General features: G+C 65.3%; 14 protein-coding genes and 1 tRNA gene. 8 read left to right on the top strand and 7 right to left on the bottom strand.

All coding sequences use genetic code 11. From position 1 onward, the window contains the following. Positions 1-18 precede the first annotated feature (18 nt). Entirely contained in the window at positions 19-840 is an 822-nt protein-coding gene (locus tag ACIQT2_RS18705) for a class I SAM-dependent methyltransferase (protein ID WP_402949417.1), read from the top strand. A gap of 16 nt (positions 841-856) precedes the next feature. Here ACIQT2_RS18705 and ACIQT2_RS18700 read toward each other — a convergent pair whose 3' ends face one another. Both ACIQT2_RS18700 and ACIQT2_RS18695 read right to left on the bottom strand, forming a co-directional pair. Beyond that, positions 857-1,198, bottom strand: coding sequence for a DUF2516 family protein (locus ACIQT2_RS18700; protein ID WP_397326069.1), 342 nt, complete (start codon positions 1,196-1,198; stop codon positions 857-859). A 10-nt stretch (positions 1,199-1,208) separates the two neighbouring features. Beyond that, a complete protein-coding gene (locus tag ACIQT2_RS18695) occupies positions 1,209-2,393 on the bottom strand; it encodes a trans-sulfuration enzyme family protein (protein ID WP_402949413.1) in 1,185 nt (394 codons plus the stop codon). 73 nt (positions 2,394-2,466) lie between these two features. Between ACIQT2_RS18695 and tmk the strand changes: the two genes are divergently transcribed. The 3 genes from tmk to ACIQT2_RS18680 are packed head-to-tail and all read left to right on the top strand — an operon-like array spanning position 2,467 to position 5,824. After that, the gene (gene tmk / locus ACIQT2_RS18690) at positions 2,467-3,117 is read left to right on the top strand and encodes a dTMP kinase (RefSeq protein ID WP_402949411.1); all 651 of its coding nucleotides are present in this window, start codon (positions 2,467-2,469) and stop codon (positions 3,115-3,117) included. Continuing rightward, positions 3,114-4,265: a DNA polymerase III subunit delta' gene (locus ACIQT2_RS18685; RefSeq protein ID WP_402949408.1), complete on the top strand. Its 1,152-nt coding sequence runs from the start codon at positions 3,114-3,116 to the stop codon at positions 4,263-4,265. The genes tmk and ACIQT2_RS18685 overlap by 4 nt, the downstream gene beginning before the upstream one ends. Before the next feature lie 8 nt (positions 4,266-4,273). Beyond that, complete coding sequence (locus ACIQT2_RS18680) at positions 4,274-5,824, top strand: alpha/beta hydrolase (RefSeq protein WP_402949405.1); 1,551 nt, start codon at positions 4,274-4,276, stop codon at positions 5,822-5,824. A gap of 13 nt (positions 5,825-5,837) precedes the next feature. On the opposite strand, the gene ACIQT2_RS18675 is transcribed toward ACIQT2_RS18680, so the two are convergent. Beyond that, the gene (locus ACIQT2_RS18675) at positions 5,838-6,569 is read right to left on the bottom strand and encodes an HAD family hydrolase (RefSeq protein ID WP_402949402.1); all 732 of its coding nucleotides are present in this window, start codon (positions 6,567-6,569) and stop codon (positions 5,838-5,840) included. Between the two features lie 218 nt (positions 6,570-6,787). Between ACIQT2_RS18675 and ACIQT2_RS18670 the strand changes: the two genes are divergently transcribed. From ACIQT2_RS18670 to ppk2, 4 genes are all read left to right on the top strand, one after another. Next, positions 6,788-6,860: transfer RNA gene (locus ACIQT2_RS18670), tRNA-Thr, on the top strand. Positions 6,861-7,103: 243 nt separating this feature from the next. Continuing rightward, positions 7,104-8,462, top strand: coding sequence for a hemolysin family protein (locus tag ACIQT2_RS18665; RefSeq protein WP_402949400.1), 1,359 nt, complete (start codon positions 7,104-7,106; stop codon positions 8,460-8,462). Next, positions 8,455-9,495 carry a hemolysin family protein gene (locus tag ACIQT2_RS18660; RefSeq protein WP_402949397.1) on the top strand — a complete coding sequence of 347 codons (1,041 nt, stop codon included), beginning with the start codon at positions 8,455-8,457 and terminating at the stop codon, positions 9,493-9,495. The genes ACIQT2_RS18665 and ACIQT2_RS18660 overlap by 8 nt, the downstream gene beginning before the upstream one ends. A gap of 99 nt (positions 9,496-9,594) precedes the next feature. Beyond that, positions 9,595-10,488, top strand: coding sequence for a polyphosphate kinase 2 (gene ppk2, locus ACIQT2_RS18655; protein ID WP_193594428.1), 894 nt, complete (start codon positions 9,595-9,597; stop codon positions 10,486-10,488). Positions 10,489-10,532: 44 nt separating this feature from the next. On the opposite strand, the gene ACIQT2_RS18650 is transcribed toward ppk2, so the two are convergent. From ACIQT2_RS18650 to ACIQT2_RS18635, 4 genes are read right to left on the bottom strand one after another with little or no spacing between them, the layout of a single operon-like run. Continuing rightward, positions 10,533-12,080: a carboxyl transferase domain-containing protein gene (locus ACIQT2_RS18650; RefSeq protein WP_402949394.1), complete on the bottom strand. Its 1,548-nt coding sequence runs from the start codon at positions 12,078-12,080 to the stop codon at positions 10,533-10,535. Continuing rightward, on the bottom strand, positions 12,081-13,304 hold the full coding sequence (locus ACIQT2_RS18645; RefSeq protein WP_402949392.1) for a CaiB/BaiF CoA transferase family protein: 1,224 nt from the start codon (positions 13,302-13,304) through the stop codon (positions 12,081-12,083). Between the two features lie 36 nt (positions 13,305-13,340). Beyond that, on the bottom strand, positions 13,341-14,567 hold the full coding sequence (locus tag ACIQT2_RS18640) for an amidohydrolase (protein WP_402949390.1): 1,227 nt from the start codon (positions 14,565-14,567) through the stop codon (positions 13,341-13,343). 48 nt (positions 14,568-14,615) lie between these two features. After that, entirely contained in the window at positions 14,616-15,353 is a 738-nt protein-coding gene (locus ACIQT2_RS18635) for a hypothetical protein (RefSeq protein WP_400335987.1), read from the bottom strand. Positions 15,354-15,385 lie beyond the last annotated feature (32 nt).

The following is a 15,385-nucleotide window of genomic DNA, read 5'->3' as shown; positions in this document are numbered from 1 at the left end:
GGCGATAAAGTGGGGGCCGTGGTGCAAAAGGCTGAACGGGTGGGCTCTCCCCGCAACAGGGGCGGAAAGCCGGTTGGCAATATCACCCGCGGAACCACGAATCCCAACCGCATGCGCCGCTTGGACAGGTGGCTTGCCGGGCCACAGGCGTGGCGCCTGCGCGCCGCCGTCGAGCCTTTGGTGGTGGACCTGGGCTACGGCGCCTCGCCGGCCACCGCCGTCGAGCTCTTTGAACGGCTGCAAGCCGTCCGTCCCGATGTAAGGGTCTGCGGGATCGAAATAGAGCCCGAACGCGTGCGGAACGCCAAGCCGTTGGAGCGGCCTGGGCTGAGTTTCCACGTGGGTGGCTTCGAGATTCCCGTGCCCGGCAAACCCGTCCTGGTGCGGGCCTTCAACGTGCTGCGCCAATACGAGGAAGCGGACGTGCCGGCAATCTGGGGACTGGTCCAGTCCCGGCTTGCTCCGGGCGGCCTGTTCATCGACGGCACCTGCGACGAAATCGGCCGCCGGGTGACCTGGGTAGCGCTGGATCAGGAACGTCCGCTGAGCCTGAGCCTGTCCGTGCGCTTCGGCAGTTTTGAGCTGCCGTCCGAGGTGGCCGAGCGGCTGCCCAAGGCCCTGATCCACCGCAACGTCCCGGGAGAGCAGGTGCACACATTCCTGCAGGCCATGGACCGCGCCTGGCTGGAGGCGGCGCCGTTGGCCTCGTTTGGCAACCGGCAGCGGTGGACCGCCATGTGCCGCTCACTGCTCGACGCCGGATGGCCGCTTCAGGATGGACCGTCGCGGTGGCGCTTGGGTGAAGTGACCGTGGCGTGGGAGGCCGTGGCGCCGCTCTAGTTTGGTGCGGCGCTGTTTACCAGGGGCCGTACGGGCCCACGTTGCGGTTGCCGCCACTGCCGGCCTCGCGGACTGCGGGGCGGACGTCGGCGAGATACACGGAGGCAGCCGTGACTGCCGCGATGCCGAAGAGGCCAAGGCCGCTGCCGCCGCTGAGCACGGTCAGGGCGCCGATGGCGAAGGCGACACCAGTCAGCGCGGTCCAGAACGTCTTGGTGCGCTTGGAGGCAGCCACGAACAGCGCCGGGCGGTGACGCAGGCAATCCACAAAGGCCCAGATTTCGAGGGCCAGGGCCACCAGTCCCAAGATGAAGTAGACCGCGTTGGTGACAATGGCGATCAAGAATTTTCCGTCCACGCCCTTTAGCCTAGCTGTCCAGCGACTTCAGCGCTTGCTCGAGGTCTGACCAAAGGTCCTCGACGTTCTCAATGCCCACGCTCAACCGGACCAGGTTCTCCGGGACGCTGAGCGGCTCGGCCGTGTGCCGGCGTCGGCGTTCAATCAGTGACTCGACGCCGCCCAAGGACGTAGCGGGGAGCCAGAGCTGCAGCCCGCGCACCAGCTGGTCGGCGGCTTCGGCGCCGCTGCGGGAGTCGTCGCCGGCAATCTGGATGCAGAGGATGGAACCAAAGCCCTTCATCTGCTCCGTGGCCCGCTGGTGGCCGGGATCCGTAGCGAGGCCCGGATACCGGATAGCTTCCACCCTCGGGTGGGTGCTGAGACGCTCCGCGAGGACAGCGGCGGACGCTTGCGAACGCTCGATGCGCAGGGCCAGCGTCCGCAGTCCACGGAGGGCCAACCACGCTTCGAACGGGCCCGCGATGCCGCCGTGGATGATCCGGTGATGGAGCAGCGCGGCCCGCAGCTCCGGATTGGAGGTCACCAAAGCGCCGAGGACCACGTCCGAGTGGCCGGCCAGGTACTTGGTCACCGAGTGGAGAACGACGTCGGAACCCAGGGCCAGCGGCTGCTGCACCAGAGGCGTTGAGAACGTATTGTCCGTGACGACAAGCGCGCCGGCAGCGTGCGCGGCTTCCGCCAGGGCACGGACATCGGCGATACCCAGCATGGGGTTGGTGGGGCTTTCGAGCCACAGCAGGTCTGCCTTCCGGCCTCCCTCGGGGCTGATGAGGGCTTTGACCGCCTCCGTGTCCGCGATGTCCACGGTGCGCAGTTCAATGAAGCCCTTGTCCGCGAGCTCGGAAGCCATCACCAGCGAGCCCGAGTAGCTGTGCGATGGCATCACCACCACGCCTCCGGCGGGCACCAGGGAAAGCACGGAACTCACGGCGGCCAGTCCGGAACCGTAGAGCAGCCCCGGAAGCCCGGCGCCTTCGAGCTTGGCCAAGGCCTCCTCGAAGGGGTCCCAGGTGGGGTTGGCGTAGCGCCCGTAGCCGCGGTCGCCGTCGCTCAACGGACCCGTTCCGAAGTATGTGGAGGACAAGACGATGGGCGGATTGACCGGCTCATCGTGCTTGCGTTCGGGACGGCCTGCAGCCACCACAAGGGTTTCCGGGGACAAAGCTGCCGCGTGCTCTTCGGAAAGGCTCATGGTTTCAGGGTAGTCGGGGGCACGGGTGTGGATGAAAGCCGTTACGTTTGCACCCGCTCGGTAGGCTAGGCAGGTGAGTATTCAGAGTCCTGGCCTGTTCATTGCCTTCGAAGGCGGGGACGGAGCGGGCAAGTCCACCCAGGCCGCACGGCTCTTCGACGCCCTTGAATCCCGGGGGCTGACCGTCCTGCGAACCCGCGAACCCGGCGGAACCCCCATCGGCGAAAAACTGCGCTCCCTTGTCCTTGAGCACGGCCACGGGACCATCGACGCCCGCACTGAGGCACTGATGTTCGCCGCTGCCCGCGCTGCCCACGCCAGCCAAGTGATCCGCCCCGCCCTGTCAGCGGGCACGGTGGTCATTACGGACCGCTACATCGACTCCTCTGTTGCCTACCAGGGCGCGGGCCGGGGCCTCGGCGCCGAGCAGGTCCGCTCCCTTAACGAGTGGGCCACCGAAAGCCTGCAGCCGGACCTGACGGTACTGCTCGACGTCGATCCTTCAGACGGGCGCCAGCGGCGCACTGCCGGCGAGGCCACAGAAGACCGGCTGGAGTCCGAGCCGGACGATTTCCATTCGGCCATCCGCCACGCGTTCCTGGACCTGGCCACCGCGTCGCCGTCCAGTTATCTTGTGTTGCCCGCATCCTTGGATATTGAGACGTTGGCTTCCCGGATCCTGGAACGTGTCGAGGCGTTGCTTGGTGGGCGGGTTCCCCAGTGAGCGTTTGGGACGACCTCCAGGGGCAGGCTCCGGTTGTTGCGCAGCTGAAACAGGCTGCGGAAGGCGAAGCGGGACTCACCCATGCCTGGCTCTTCACCGGTCCACCCGGCTCCGGTCGTTCCAACGCGGCCAAGGCCTTCGCCGCTGCGTTGAACTGCGAGCAGGACGACGTGGCCCTTCGCGGCTGCGGCGAATGCCCCGCCTGCCACACGATCCTTGGCGAAACCCATTCCGACGTGACGTTCGTGCGCACCGAGAAAGTCACCATCACCATTGACGAAGCCCGGGAACTCGTCTCCAAAGCGGGAGACAGGCCGTCCACGGGCCGGTGGCGGATCATCGTGGTGGAGGACGCGGACCGCATGGCCGAACGGACCACCAACGTCCTGCTCAAGGCCATCGAGGAACCCACGCCGCGGACCATCTGGATGCTGTGCGCGCCCTCCCCCGCGGACGTACTGGTCACCATCCGGTCCCGATGCCGTCCGGTCACCCTGCGCCTGCCGCCGGCTTCCGACGTCGCAGACCTTCTTGTTCGCCGCGATGGCATCGACCCGCAGTTGGCTGAACGGGCCGCCCGGGCAGCACAGAGCCACATTGGAATCGCACGCCGTTTGGCTCGCGACGCCGACGCCAGGGAACGCCGGCTGGAAACTGTCCGGAGCCCGCTGGGCCTGCGCGGCGTCACAGCGGCGGTGATGATGGCCGAGAAACTGGTCAAGATCGCAACGGACGAGGCCAACAGTTCCAATGACGAACGGGATGCTGCGGAGAAGGTTGCCCTGTTGGCCAGCCTTGGAGCCCCTGAATCCGGAACCCTCCCGCCGTCCATGCGCAGCCAGGTCAAGCAACTCGAGGACGACCAGAAGCGCCGTGCCAAGCGGTCCGTTACCGACTCGTTGGACAGGACGCTGACCGACCTGCTGTCCTTTTACAGGGACGTCTTGATCATCCAGCTCGGGAACGCAGTGGAGTTGGTCAACGTTGAACTCAGGGGCGATCTTGAAGAATACGCGCGCCAGTCCGCGCCGGAGACCACCCTTGCCCGGATGGACGCCATCAACAAAGCACGGGTCCGCATCACCACCACCAACGTGGCACCGCTCTTGGCAGTGGAGTCCATGGCGACGAGCCTGATCCAGCAATAGGAGAATCCATGAAGTCCGCACGCCGCCGCCGGGGGCTCGCAGCGCTCTGCCTCACGCTCGTTTCATTGCTGGTCCTCAGTGCGTGCTCGCTTCCGTTCATGCCCACTCCCACCGCCAAGCCATCCACGAGCACGGTTGATCCTTCCATCGCCGCGTCGGCTCCGAAGGGACTGGAAAAGTACTACTCGCAGGAAGTGGAGTGGAAGGGTTGTGAGAGCGGCTTCCAGTGTGCCACCGTCAAGGTCCCGCTCGACTACGGGAACCCTTCCGGCGGGGACATCGAACTCTCGGCGATCAAGCTCTCCAGCAGCGGAAACAAGAAGGGCACCATCCTGGTCAATCCCGGCGGACCCGGCGGTTCCGGCGTTGACTTCGTCCGGGACGGCGGAAAGACGCACTTCACGCAGAAACTGCGGTCAAACTACGACATGGTGGGCTTCGACCCCCGCGGCGTCAAGCGCTCGGCTCCCGTCACCTGCATGTCCTCGGACGCTGAGCGGGATGCCGCACGGGAAAAGGTCTTCAAGGAGAACACGGACGAGGGACTTGCAGCTGCCCTGGCCTTCAACAAGTCCGTGATCCAACAGTGCGTGCAGCAGACCGGCCCCGTGCTGGAACACATCGACACCGTCAGCGCCGCCAAGGACCTCGATGTCCTCCGCGCCGTGGTCAACGATGCCAAGCTCAACTACCTCGGCTACTCCTATGGAACGTTCCTCGGCTCCACGTACGCAGTCCTCTTCCCGGACAACGTCGGACGCCTGGTGCTGGACGGGGCCGTGGATCCGTCGCTCAGCAACGAAGACCTCACCTCAGGGCAAGCCGTAGCCTTCGAGAAGGCCATCCGTTCCTATGTTTCCGACTGCCTGAACCAAAAGGACTGCCCGCTCAGCGGAAACGTGGACAACGGTGTCCAGGAGATCCGCGACCTCATCCAGGCTGTGGACGACAATCCCCAGACAGCCAAGGACGGGCGACTCGTGACGGGCAACGAATTCGTCAACGGGCTCATCCTGCCGCTCTACGATGACCAAAGCTGGCCTGCCCTGACCCAGGCCCTGGCCAGCGCCTTCTCCGGCGACGTTTCCCAGATGCTGCGGATTGCCGATCTCGGCGCTGACCGGGAGCAGAACGGCACCTACAGCTCCAACTCGAACTTCGCCTTCACGGCCATCAACTGCCTGGACTATCCCATGGTCACCGACACCGCCGGGATGCGGGCCGAGGAAGTCCGCCTGAAGCAGGACTCCCCCACGTTCGGTGAATTCTTTGCCTACGGCGGCGTGAGCTGCAAGGACTGGCCGTACAAGGCCACGCGAACTCCCGGAGCGGTGGATTACACAGGCTCGGCGCCCATCGTCGTCATCGGCACCACCGGGGATCCCGCCACCCCGCTGGCATGGGCCCAGTCGCTCCGGAAACAGCTCGGGAACGCCTCCCTTATTACGTGGGAAGGCGAAGGGCACACCGCCTACGGCCGCTCCAACTCGTGCGTCAGCAACGCAGTTGACGATTACTTCATCGACGGGAAGCAGCCGCAGGACGGGCTGAAGTGCTAGCTTTGGACCGGCCCTAGAAGTGCCGGGCCTCGTGTTTCTCCAGCAGCAGTGGCAGCTGCTTGATGGAGTCAACCACTTCGGTGGCGCCGGCTGCCCGGAGGGTCGCTTCCGAGTGTGAACCGGTCAGCACGCCAGCCATAAGTGAGGCTCCGGAGCGGACCCCGGACAACATGTCCGAGCTCGTGTCTCCAATCACCGCCACTTCCCGGACGTCGTCCAGGTCCAGGGCGAGCACAGCGGTCAGGATCATGTCCGGGTAGGGACGGCCACGTCCGGCGTCGGCCGGGCACAGACTGAGGTCGGCCAAGCCCATCCAGCCCAGGGATTCCAGGACCATGTTCTGGGTGTGCCGGCCAAAGCCCGTGGCGAGGCATACATGCATTCCTGATTCGCGCATCCAATGGATGGCGTCCTCCGCCCCCGGAATGGCACGGACGCCGCCGTCGTCGATCAATTCGTCGTACACCAGCTCGAACGTCTTGTTGGCACTTTCGGCAACCACCGTGTCCTCGAAAAGGTGGCTGAAGACTGTTCGCTTGGAGAAGCCCATGGTGTCCCGCGCATAGCCGAGCATGCTCTCAAAGCGGGTGCTGCCGGGCTCCACTCCGTGTTCGGCCAACGCCCGGGACATGGCCCGCTCGGTCCGGCCGTCGTCCGTGATGGTGGTCCCCACCATGTCCATCACCGCGAGCCGCAACCTGTTGGGCGTGTGGTTGGTATCCCTGGTCAATGCGTCCCCAGTCATTGCGCGGCTCCCTCGGCGAGTATTGCGTGCCGGACGGCCCCGGCAACAGTTGATTCCCCAGCTTCCGGCGGCAGGGGAAAGGCGGCTTGAACCCGGCCCGACGCCCGGGTGAACATCCCCGCAACGGCCGCCACCGCCGTCGTTTTGACCCGGGCGCCGTGCCTCTATTACAGTTATGTCTTGCGTGATCGGCCGGGAAACCGGTAGAAAGACGCGGTGCTTCCTTAGCTCAGTCGGTAGAGCGTTTCACTCGTAATGAAAAGGTCATCAGTTCGATTCTGATAGGAAGCTCGGTTGGGAACCCCTGGAAATCTTCGGATCTCCGGGGGTTCTCTGTTTCCGCGTTAGGGGCATCCGCTCGTCAACGTCCGAAGCCCCCGGTGGGTTCCCGTTTCAGCCTGCGGCGCACAGATATCCGGACTTGGCCGGCCACCCCGTAGACTTGGCCCACTATGGATGACCCTCCTTCACATATGCCCAGGCCCCTCTGCCCCCTGACCGGATTGCCGGTCCACACGGGAGAGGGGCGCCCGAATGTATGAATGGATCATGCTCGGCATAGGCCTTGTCCTCACTGTCGGCACAGGATTCTTCGTCGCCTCAGAGTTTGCGCTGGTCAATCTGGACCGCACTGAACTCGAAGCCCGCCAAGCCCGCGGCGAAAAGCGGCTGGGGCCCACCATCAACGCCCTGAAAATCACGTCGACGCACCTCTCCGGTGCACAGCTCGGCATCACCCTCACCACCCTGCTCACCGGCTATACCTTTGAACCGGCCATCAGCAGCATGCTCCGCGGCCCGCTGCAATCGGCCGGGCTGCCCGAGGCCTTCATTCCCGGTGTCGGTGCGGTGGCAGGTATCTTCCTGGCCACCATCTTCTCCATGGTGATCGGAGAACTGGTTCCCAAGAACTTCGCCTTGGCCTTGCCGCTGGCCACGGCCAAGGTAGTAGTCCCGTTCCAAGCCCTCTTCACCACGGTGTTCAAACCGGCAATCCTGCTCTTCAACAACACAGCCAACCGCATCATCCGTTCCTTCGGCATTGAGCCCAAGGAGGAACTTTCGGGTGCCAGATCCGCGGAGGAGCTGACCTCCTTGGTGCGGCGCTCAGCGTTGGAAGGCGTCCTGGACCGCGACCATGCCGAGTTGCTGAACCGGACCCTGCGCTTTTCGGAGCATACGGCCGGAGACGTGATGACGCCCCGTATCCGCATGGTAGCCGTGGATTCCGATCACACGGCCGCGGAGATCGTGGAGCTGGCCTCGGCCACCGGGTTCTCGCGGTTCCCGGTGATCGGACGCGACCGTGACGACGTTCAGGGAGTCCTCCACGTCAAGCAGGCCTTCGCGGTGCCGCTGGAAGCACGTGGATCCGTTACCGCTACTTCCCTCATGACCGAGCCGTTGTACGTCCCGGAGTCCAAGGACGTGGATGCACTCCTGGTCCTCCTGCGCAAGCAAGGCCTGCAAGTGGCCATTGTCTCCGACGAACACGGCGGAACGGCGGGGATTGTCACCCTTGAGGACCTCGTGGAGGAAATCGTGGGCGAACTCGAGGACGAACACGACCGTGCCAGGGCCGGGGTGGTCCGCAGCGGCCGTTCGGTGACCTTCGACGCATCCCTGCGGCCGGACGAGTTGCTGGACCGGACCGGCATTGTGGTGCCCGAAGGCGAGGAGTACGACACTGTGGCCGGCTTCATGTCCGACCAACTGGACCGCGTTCCCGAGCTCGGTGACGAGGTGGCCATCGCCGATGGCGTGCTGCGTGTGGAACGGGTAGCCGGCCCCCAGCTGGGACGTATCCGCTTCACACCGGATCCCGATGCGGACACAACCAGCACCCACGACCAGATCATCGACAAGATTTCCGAGGAGCTTGGCCATGAGTGAGTATCTTCCCGGAATCATCTGGCTGGTGATCCTGCTGGTGGTGAACGGGTTCTTCGTTGGCGCCGAGTTTGCCGTGATCTCCGCCCGGCGTTCCCAGATCGAGCCCAAGGCCGAGGCCGGCAGCAAGGCCGCCAAGACCACACTGTGGGCCATGGAACACGCCACCCTGATGCTGGCGACGAGCCAGTTGGGCATCACGGTATGTTCGCTGGTGATCCTCAATGTGTCCGAACCGGCCATCCACCACCTGCTGGAAATTCCCTTGGGGCTCACGTCCTTGCCGGCCGAGGCAATCAGCATCATTGCTTTTGCCGTCGCGCTCCTGCTGGTGACCTTCCTGCACGTGGTGGTGGGCGAAATGGTCCCCAAGAACATTTCGTTCTCCGTGCCGACCCGTGCCGCCCTGATCCTGGCGCCTCCCCTGGTCTTGGTGGCCAAGGTGTTCAAGCCTGTGATCTGGACGCTGAACGGGATCGCTAACTCCATCCTTCGGCTGTTCCGCGTGGAACCCAAGGACGAGGCGACCAGCGCCTACACCTTGGACGAAGTGGCAACCATCGTGGAGCAATCCACGCGGGTAGGAACGCTCAACGATACCAGTGGAACACTGACTGCCGCCTTCGAGTTCACGGCAAAGACCGTGGCCGACGTGGAGGTTCCGATCGCCGAGATGGTGCTTCTACCGGCCACGTCATCGCCGGCGGACATCCAGCGGACTGTTGCTGAGCACGGCTACTCCCGGTACATCCTGACGGACACGGACAGGCAGCCTTCCGGCTACCTCCATCTCAAGGACGTCATGGACCTGACCACGCCGGAGAAGTTCAGCAGTCCGGTACCGGAAAAACGCATCCGTCGGCTGGCTTCCGTTTATGTCGGCAGCGAACTCGAAGATGCCCTGGCGTCCATGCGCAGGAGCGGAGCCCACGTTGCCCGCGTCTTCAATGCCGAAGGTGCCACCACCGGCATGCTGTTCCTCGAGGACATCATCGAAGAACTCGTGGGCGAGGTACAGGACGTGACAAGCGCCTGACAACGCATGGGTCACCGTGGCCGGACGCTTTGGGGGCGTTCGGCCGCGGTGACTTCCTGTATTCACGGTGCGTTAACTTCCCGGCGCTACGTTCTGGCCATGACTGCTCTTGGCTCCAACCTCCATGGCTTCTCGGTCCTGGACGATGACGACGATGATCCCGTGTTGCTCGGCCCCGACGGCGTGCTGGTGGATACCTGGCGCGAGGGCTACCCCTATGCGGCCCGACTGGACCGTGAAACGTACGAGTCGGAGAAGCGGCTGCTCCAGATCGAACTCCTCAAGCTGCAGAAGTGGGTCAAGTCCACGGGTCGCCGGGTTGTGATGGTTTTCGAGGGCCGGGACGCCGCAGGCAAGGGCGGCACCATCAAGCGTTTCACCGAGCACTTGAATCCCCGTGGTGCCCGGATAGTCGCCTTGGAGAAGCCCAGTGAGCGCGAACAGTCCCAGTGGTACTTCCAGCGCTATGTCTCGCACCTGCCTGCGGCCGGCGAGATGGTCATGTTCGACCGGTCCTGGTACAACCGGGCCGGCGTGGAGCGCGTGATGTCCTTCTGTACCGAGGAGCAATACGAGAACTTCCTCCACCAAGCACCCATTTTCGAGAAGCTGTTGGTGGACGACGGCATTGACGTGGTCAAGTTTTGGTTCTCTGTCTCCCGCACCGAGCAACTGACACGGTTCACCATCAGGCAGGTAGATCCAGTCCGGCAGTGGAAGCTCTCCCCCATGGACTTGGCGTCGCTGGACAAGTGGGGTTCGTACACTGCCGCGAAAGAAGCCATGTTCCTCGAAACGGACACGGACTGGGCGCCGTGGACGGTGGTGAAGAGCAATGACAAGAAGCGCGCACGCCTCGAAGCAATGCGTCACGTCCTCAACCGCTTCGATTACACCGGCAAGGACGTGGAACTGGTGGGCACACCCGATGCACTGATCGTGGGCCCCGCCTCGAGGATCTTCGAAGACGGCGAGACCCCGGGCAGCCACTAGCGGAAAACGCCCGACGGCGGGACTCAACTCCCGCTATGTGGGGGCTACGAGACCAGGGCACGATACCTTGCACGGCGGCCCTGCAGCCGCGCGGATCCCGAAGCGGCCAGCGCTTGGAGTTCGACGGCGATCACGTCACCGAGGCGTCGGCAGAACTCCACCGGCTCGGCAGCGGCATCGGGGCATTCTTCCACTACCACGTCCACCACTCCCCTGCCCGCGAGCGCAGCCGCCGTGATGCCCTGGCTTTCTGCGAGCGCCGGGGCCTGCGACGTGGTCCGGTGGACGATGGCCGACGCACCCTCGGGTGGCAAGGGGGCGAGCCACGCGTGTTGCGCGGCGATGGTCCGGTCGGCGGGCAGGAGGGCCAAGGCTCCCCCGCCGGTCCCTTGCCCGAGGAGCACGGACAAGGTGGGGGTGGACAGTCCGAGGAGGTCGTACAGGGACCGTGCAATCTCGGCGGCGAGCCCGCCTTCCTCTGCTTCCTTGGACATCGCCGCACCAGGAGTGTCGATGACAGTGACCAGGGGAAGCCCGAGTTCCGACGCCAGCCGCATCCCCCGCCGGGCGTCCCGCAACGAAGCTGGTCCCATGGACCTCCCGGAATCGTGCCCCACCACAACGCACGGTTTGGCCCCGAAGCTTGCGAGGGCCACCAGGATCCCGTTCTCCTTGGCACCGTCTCCGGCGCCCCGCAGGAGCACAACGTTTCCCGCTGCTTCCCGCAGTAAGGCCGCGGTAGAGGGCCGGAGCGGGTTTCGCGACCGTTGCACCGAGTCCCACGCTGCCGGCAGCGCCGCGGAGAGATGCGGCCTGGCGAGGTCCTGCGCGGCGGGATCGTTCGCCCCGGCCGCGCCAACGCCGGCAGCGGACGTCCCAGCAACAGCTCCCACACCGCCGGGTGCCAGCAACAGCTCCAGCACCCGCCCGAAGTAGTCGTGGAGCCCCTCGGGCGGAACCACCGCGTCCACGAGCCCGTGGTCGAACAGGTTCTCGGCGGTCTGGACCCCGTTGGGGAAGTCCTCGCCGTGCAGCGCTGAATAGACCCTGGGCCCCAGGAACCCCAGCAGGGCACCCGGCTCGGCAGCGGTGACGTGCCCCAAGGAACCCCACGATGCCATGACTCCCCCGGTGGTCGGGTGCCTCAGATAGACCAAGTAAGGAAGCCCGGCGTCCCGATGGGCCTGGACTGCAGCCACGATTTCCACCATGGCAAGGAACGCGCTGGTTCCTTCCTGCATACGGGTGCCACCGGAGGCGGGCATCGCCACGAGCGGCAGGTCGAGCTGGGTTGCGCGTTCGACGGCAGCAACGAGCCTTTGTGCCGCATCCCGCCCGATGGAGCCGGCCAGGAAAGCGAAGTCGGAGACGACGACGGCGACGCGGTGGTTCCGTATCCGGCCCTCGCCGGTGAGCACCGATTCGTCACTGCCGGACTTGTCGCGTGCGGCAACCAGGTCTGCGGCGTACGCAGAGTCAGAGCCAACCACCCCACGAGCCGGGGCGTCCCACGAAACGAAAGTACCGGCGTCGAGCGTTTCCTCAAGCAGTTCCCGCGCCCCGAGGCGGCGGCGTGTGGCCGTGGCGGTCATTCAGTCCTCCTCCCCTGTGGACAGCCACTCGCGAATGCTTGTGTCGTGCTCGTTGAGCAGCGGCGGTGCCGTGTGGGCACGGCGGGTGGATTCGGCTCCGGAGGCGTTGTCGAAGAAGCGCAGCGGCGGGCCGGGCAAAGTGACCGAGCCCAGGAGCGGGTGTTCCACGTCCACCAGCAACCCCTGGGATGCCACCTGGGGCCACTCATACACTTCCTTCAGGGACCGGACCTTGCCCGCGGGAATGCCGGCGTCGGCGAGCTTCGCGAGGAGCGGCTCGGCGTCGTACACCGCGAAGGCCGCTTCCACGACGTCGATGACCTTGGAGCGGTTCCGCACCCGGTCCGCATTACTGGCGAGGCCCTCAGCCGACGGATTAAGGCCAAAGGTGGACGTAAAAGCTCCCCAGAGCTTCTCGCTGCCGACACTGATCTGCACGCTCCCGTTGCGGCAGCGGAAGAGGCCGTACGGCGCGATCGAAGGGTGATGGTTGCCCTGCGCTTCGGGCGACTCCCCCGCCACGGTGACCTTGGTCCCCTGGAACGCGTGCACCCCGACGAGGGACGCCAGCAAGGAAGTCCGCACCACTTGTCCCTGCCCGGTCCGTTCGCGTTCAAGCAGGGCAGCGACCACCCCGTAGGCGCCGTACATGCCGGACAGGAGATCGGCGATCGGTACCCCGACGCGTTGGGGATCGTCGGGGCCGGAGCCGGTAAGCGACATGATCCCGGCTTCGCCCTGCAGGATCTGGTCGTAGCCGCTGCGGTGGGATTCGGGTCCGTCATGGCCGAAACCGGTGATGGACAGGATAACCAGCCGGGGGTTGATGGCGTGCATGGCATCCGTGCTGAAGCCGAGCCGTTCCAGGACTCCGGGACGGAAGTTTTCCACCACCACGTCGGCACGTTCCAGCAGCTGCCGGAGGACCTCACTGCCGTCATCGCTCTTGAGGTCCAGCGCGAGGGATTCCTTGTTGCGGTTGCAGGACAGGAAATAAGTGGCCTGCGGATCGTCCTCGGGCCCCACAAACGGCGGCCCCCACCCGCGGGTATCGTCTCCGGTGCCAGGGTTCTCGATCTTGATCACCCGGGCACCGAGGTCGCCCATCATCATGGCGGCGTGCGGGCCGGCGAGTGCGCGGCTGAGGTCCACCACAAGGCGGCCGGAGAGTGGACCGCCGGTGTCCCGGAGGACAGGTGTTGTTTCGGTGAGTACTGAAGTCATGCGATGTTTCCTCGAAGGTCAGTTGCCGAAGCAAGCTCAGTTGCCCAGGCGGGACAGGAGGACGGCGACGGCGGCCGAGACTCCGCCGGCCAGGGAGCCTTCCAGCTCGGGGGCGAAGTAGGGCGAATGGTTCACGGGTACCGGCACGGGGCCTTCAAAGGCGGACGCCGGGGTGCCGCCGAACATCCAGAACACGGACGGCACACCGATCGCGGTCCCCAGGTGGCCGAAGTCCTCGCTCCCCATCATCGGCGGGGTGACCTCCACTGACTCAGCCCCGAGCGCACCGCGCAGTGCCTCAAGGACGGAGGGAACGGCGTCGGGGTCGTTGTAGCACTGCGGGAAGCGGTACAGCTCCTCGATCTGCGGCGTGGGAGCGCCAGACGCGGCGGCTTCGGCCTCGATGATGCGGCGGACAGCGGCGAGGACCTGGCCACGGACGTCCTCGTCGAAGGTGCGGATGTTGAGCGTGAACTCCGCCGAAGCCGGGATGATGTTTTCCTTAAGTCCGGCGTGGAATGTCCCGACGGTTACGACGGCGGACTTCCGCGGGTCCAGCTCGCGGGACACGATGGTCTGCAGCCGCGTGACCATATGCGCCGCCATGACGATGGGATCGATCGAGTCCTGCGGCTGCGAACCGTGGGATTGCTGGCCGTGGACAGTAACCCTGAGCGAATCCGCCATGGCCGCGACCGGGCCGCTGGAGATGGACACCGTACCCACCGGGCGGGGCATGACGTGCTGCCCGAACACCACGTCCGGCCGCGGAGCTTTGTCCCACAGCCCGTCGTCGAGCATGGCCAGGGCGCCTGCCGCGGTCTCTTCACCGGGCTGGAAAATCAGTATCAGGGTCCCGGACCACGCATCCCTGTTTCCAACGAGGATTTCAGTGGCTCCCAGCAGGCTCGCCACGTGGGTGTCATGGCCGCAACCGTGCATCACGGGAACCTCTGCGCCGTCCAGCATGCCTTTGTCCGTGCTGGCGTACTCCAGCCCGGTGGCTTCCTCGATGGGCAGGCCGTCGGTATCGGCACGGAACGCGACCACCGGTCCTTCCCCGTTCCGCAGGACACCCACCACTCCGGTGCCGCCGCAGCGGAAATGCTCCACGCCCAAACGGTCGAGTTGTTCCTCGATGAGTTGCGCGGTGGCGTGCTCCTGCATGGAGAGCTCGGGATGGGCGTGGAGGCGGCGGTACAGGGCGTGGAGTTTGGTGGTCTGTTCGCTGTCGAGTTCCAGGGCGGTGGCGGTTTGCGTCATGGTGTTCTTCTTTCTGGTACGTTCAGTGGGTTTGCCGTACAGCTCGGGCTACTCGATGTGGATGGGCTTGGCGGCCGCCACCTGCTTTCCGCGGAAGAACCAGGCCAGCAGGATGGTGCCAAGCACGGCGATGGCGGTGGACACCATAGCGAGCGACGGCACCAGCGGCAGGACCACGAACACGACGACGGCGGAGACCAGGAGCGCGAAGACGGTGGTGCGGGGCTGCTTCATGGAAACGATGGCCTGCACGAGCACTGCGCCCAGGACAGTCGGCAGGACGTACAGCCGCGTGACCGTCAGCACCGACGGCGGAATGACGCTGATCAGCCAACTGCCCAGCAGTCCCACGAAGATCGCGAGCGACGTCAGGTGGACCACGGCGGCACCACAGATAGCCACGACGGCGGCAAGCTCGGCGCGCTTGCTGCCCGGCTTTGCGCCGATGTTGGTCTGCGCGATGAGGGCGGCAGGGAGGAGCTTGTTGGAGATATTGCCGATCATGAAGGCCTGGTACATGGCAGCCGGGCCCAGGATCGGGAAGTAGGTCAGCGGTTCGACGATCCAGATGATCCCGAAGGTTGCGGCCACAGCGGCGAAGGCGATCCAGAGTTGGGCGGGTCCAATGTCCAGTCCACTCGCGAACACGAGGTACAGCGGTCCGGCCACGGAGATCAGCAGTCCGGCGATCATGGTGATCTGGCCCCAGCGGGAGGTGGTCCGGTTGAACTCGGCCATGGCCGTGCCGGTGGTGGGGGTGATGGCGGCAGAAGTTGTGGAAGTCATGAGGGTGTTCCCTTCACTCAAAGGTGCTCAGT

The sequence above is a fragment of the Paenarthrobacter sp. NPDC090522 genome (assembly GCF_044769225.1).
Lineage (GTDB): Bacteria > Actinomycetota > Actinomycetes > Actinomycetales > Micrococcaceae > Arthrobacter.
The sequence above is the reverse complement of the archived record's forward strand: the minus strand, read 5'-3'. Positions and strand labels throughout refer to the sequence as shown.

Bases quoted from the DNA above. Each gene is read 5' to 3' on its own strand.
- ACIQT2_RS18695 (WP_402949413.1), bottom strand. From the start codon at position 2,393: ATGAGCCTTTCCGAAGAGCACGCGGCAGCTTTGTCCCCGGAAACCCTT.
- ACIQT2_RS18680 (WP_402949405.1), top strand. From the start codon at position 4,274: ATGAAGTCCGCACGCCGCCGCCGGGGGCTCGCAGCGCTCTGCCTCACG.
- ACIQT2_RS18675 (WP_402949402.1), bottom strand. From the start codon at position 6,569: ATGACTGGGGACGCATTGACCAGGGATACCAACCACACGCCCAACAGG.
- ACIQT2_RS18665 (WP_402949400.1), top strand. From the start codon at position 7,104: ATGTATGAATGGATCATGCTCGGCATAGGCCTTGTCCTCACTGTCGGC.
- ACIQT2_RS18660 (WP_402949397.1), top strand. From the start codon at position 8,455: ATGAGTGAGTATCTTCCCGGAATCATCTGGCTGGTGATCCTGCTGGTG.
- ppk2 (WP_193594428.1), top strand. From the start codon at position 9,595: ATGACTGCTCTTGGCTCCAACCTCCATGGCTTCTCGGTCCTGGACGAT.
- ACIQT2_RS18650 (WP_402949394.1), bottom strand. From the start codon at position 12,080: ATGACCGCCACGGCCACACGCCGCCGCCTCGGGGCGCGGGAACTGCTT.
- ACIQT2_RS18645 (WP_402949392.1), bottom strand. From the start codon at position 13,304: ATGACTTCAGTACTCACCGAAACAACACCTGTCCTCCGGGACACCGGC.
- ACIQT2_RS18640 (WP_402949390.1), bottom strand. From the start codon at position 14,567: ATGACGCAAACCGCCACCGCCCTGGAACTCGACAGCGAACAGACCACC.
- ACIQT2_RS18635 (WP_400335987.1), bottom strand. From the start codon at position 15,353: ATGACTTCCACAACTTCTGCCGCCATCACCCCCACCACCGGCACGGCC.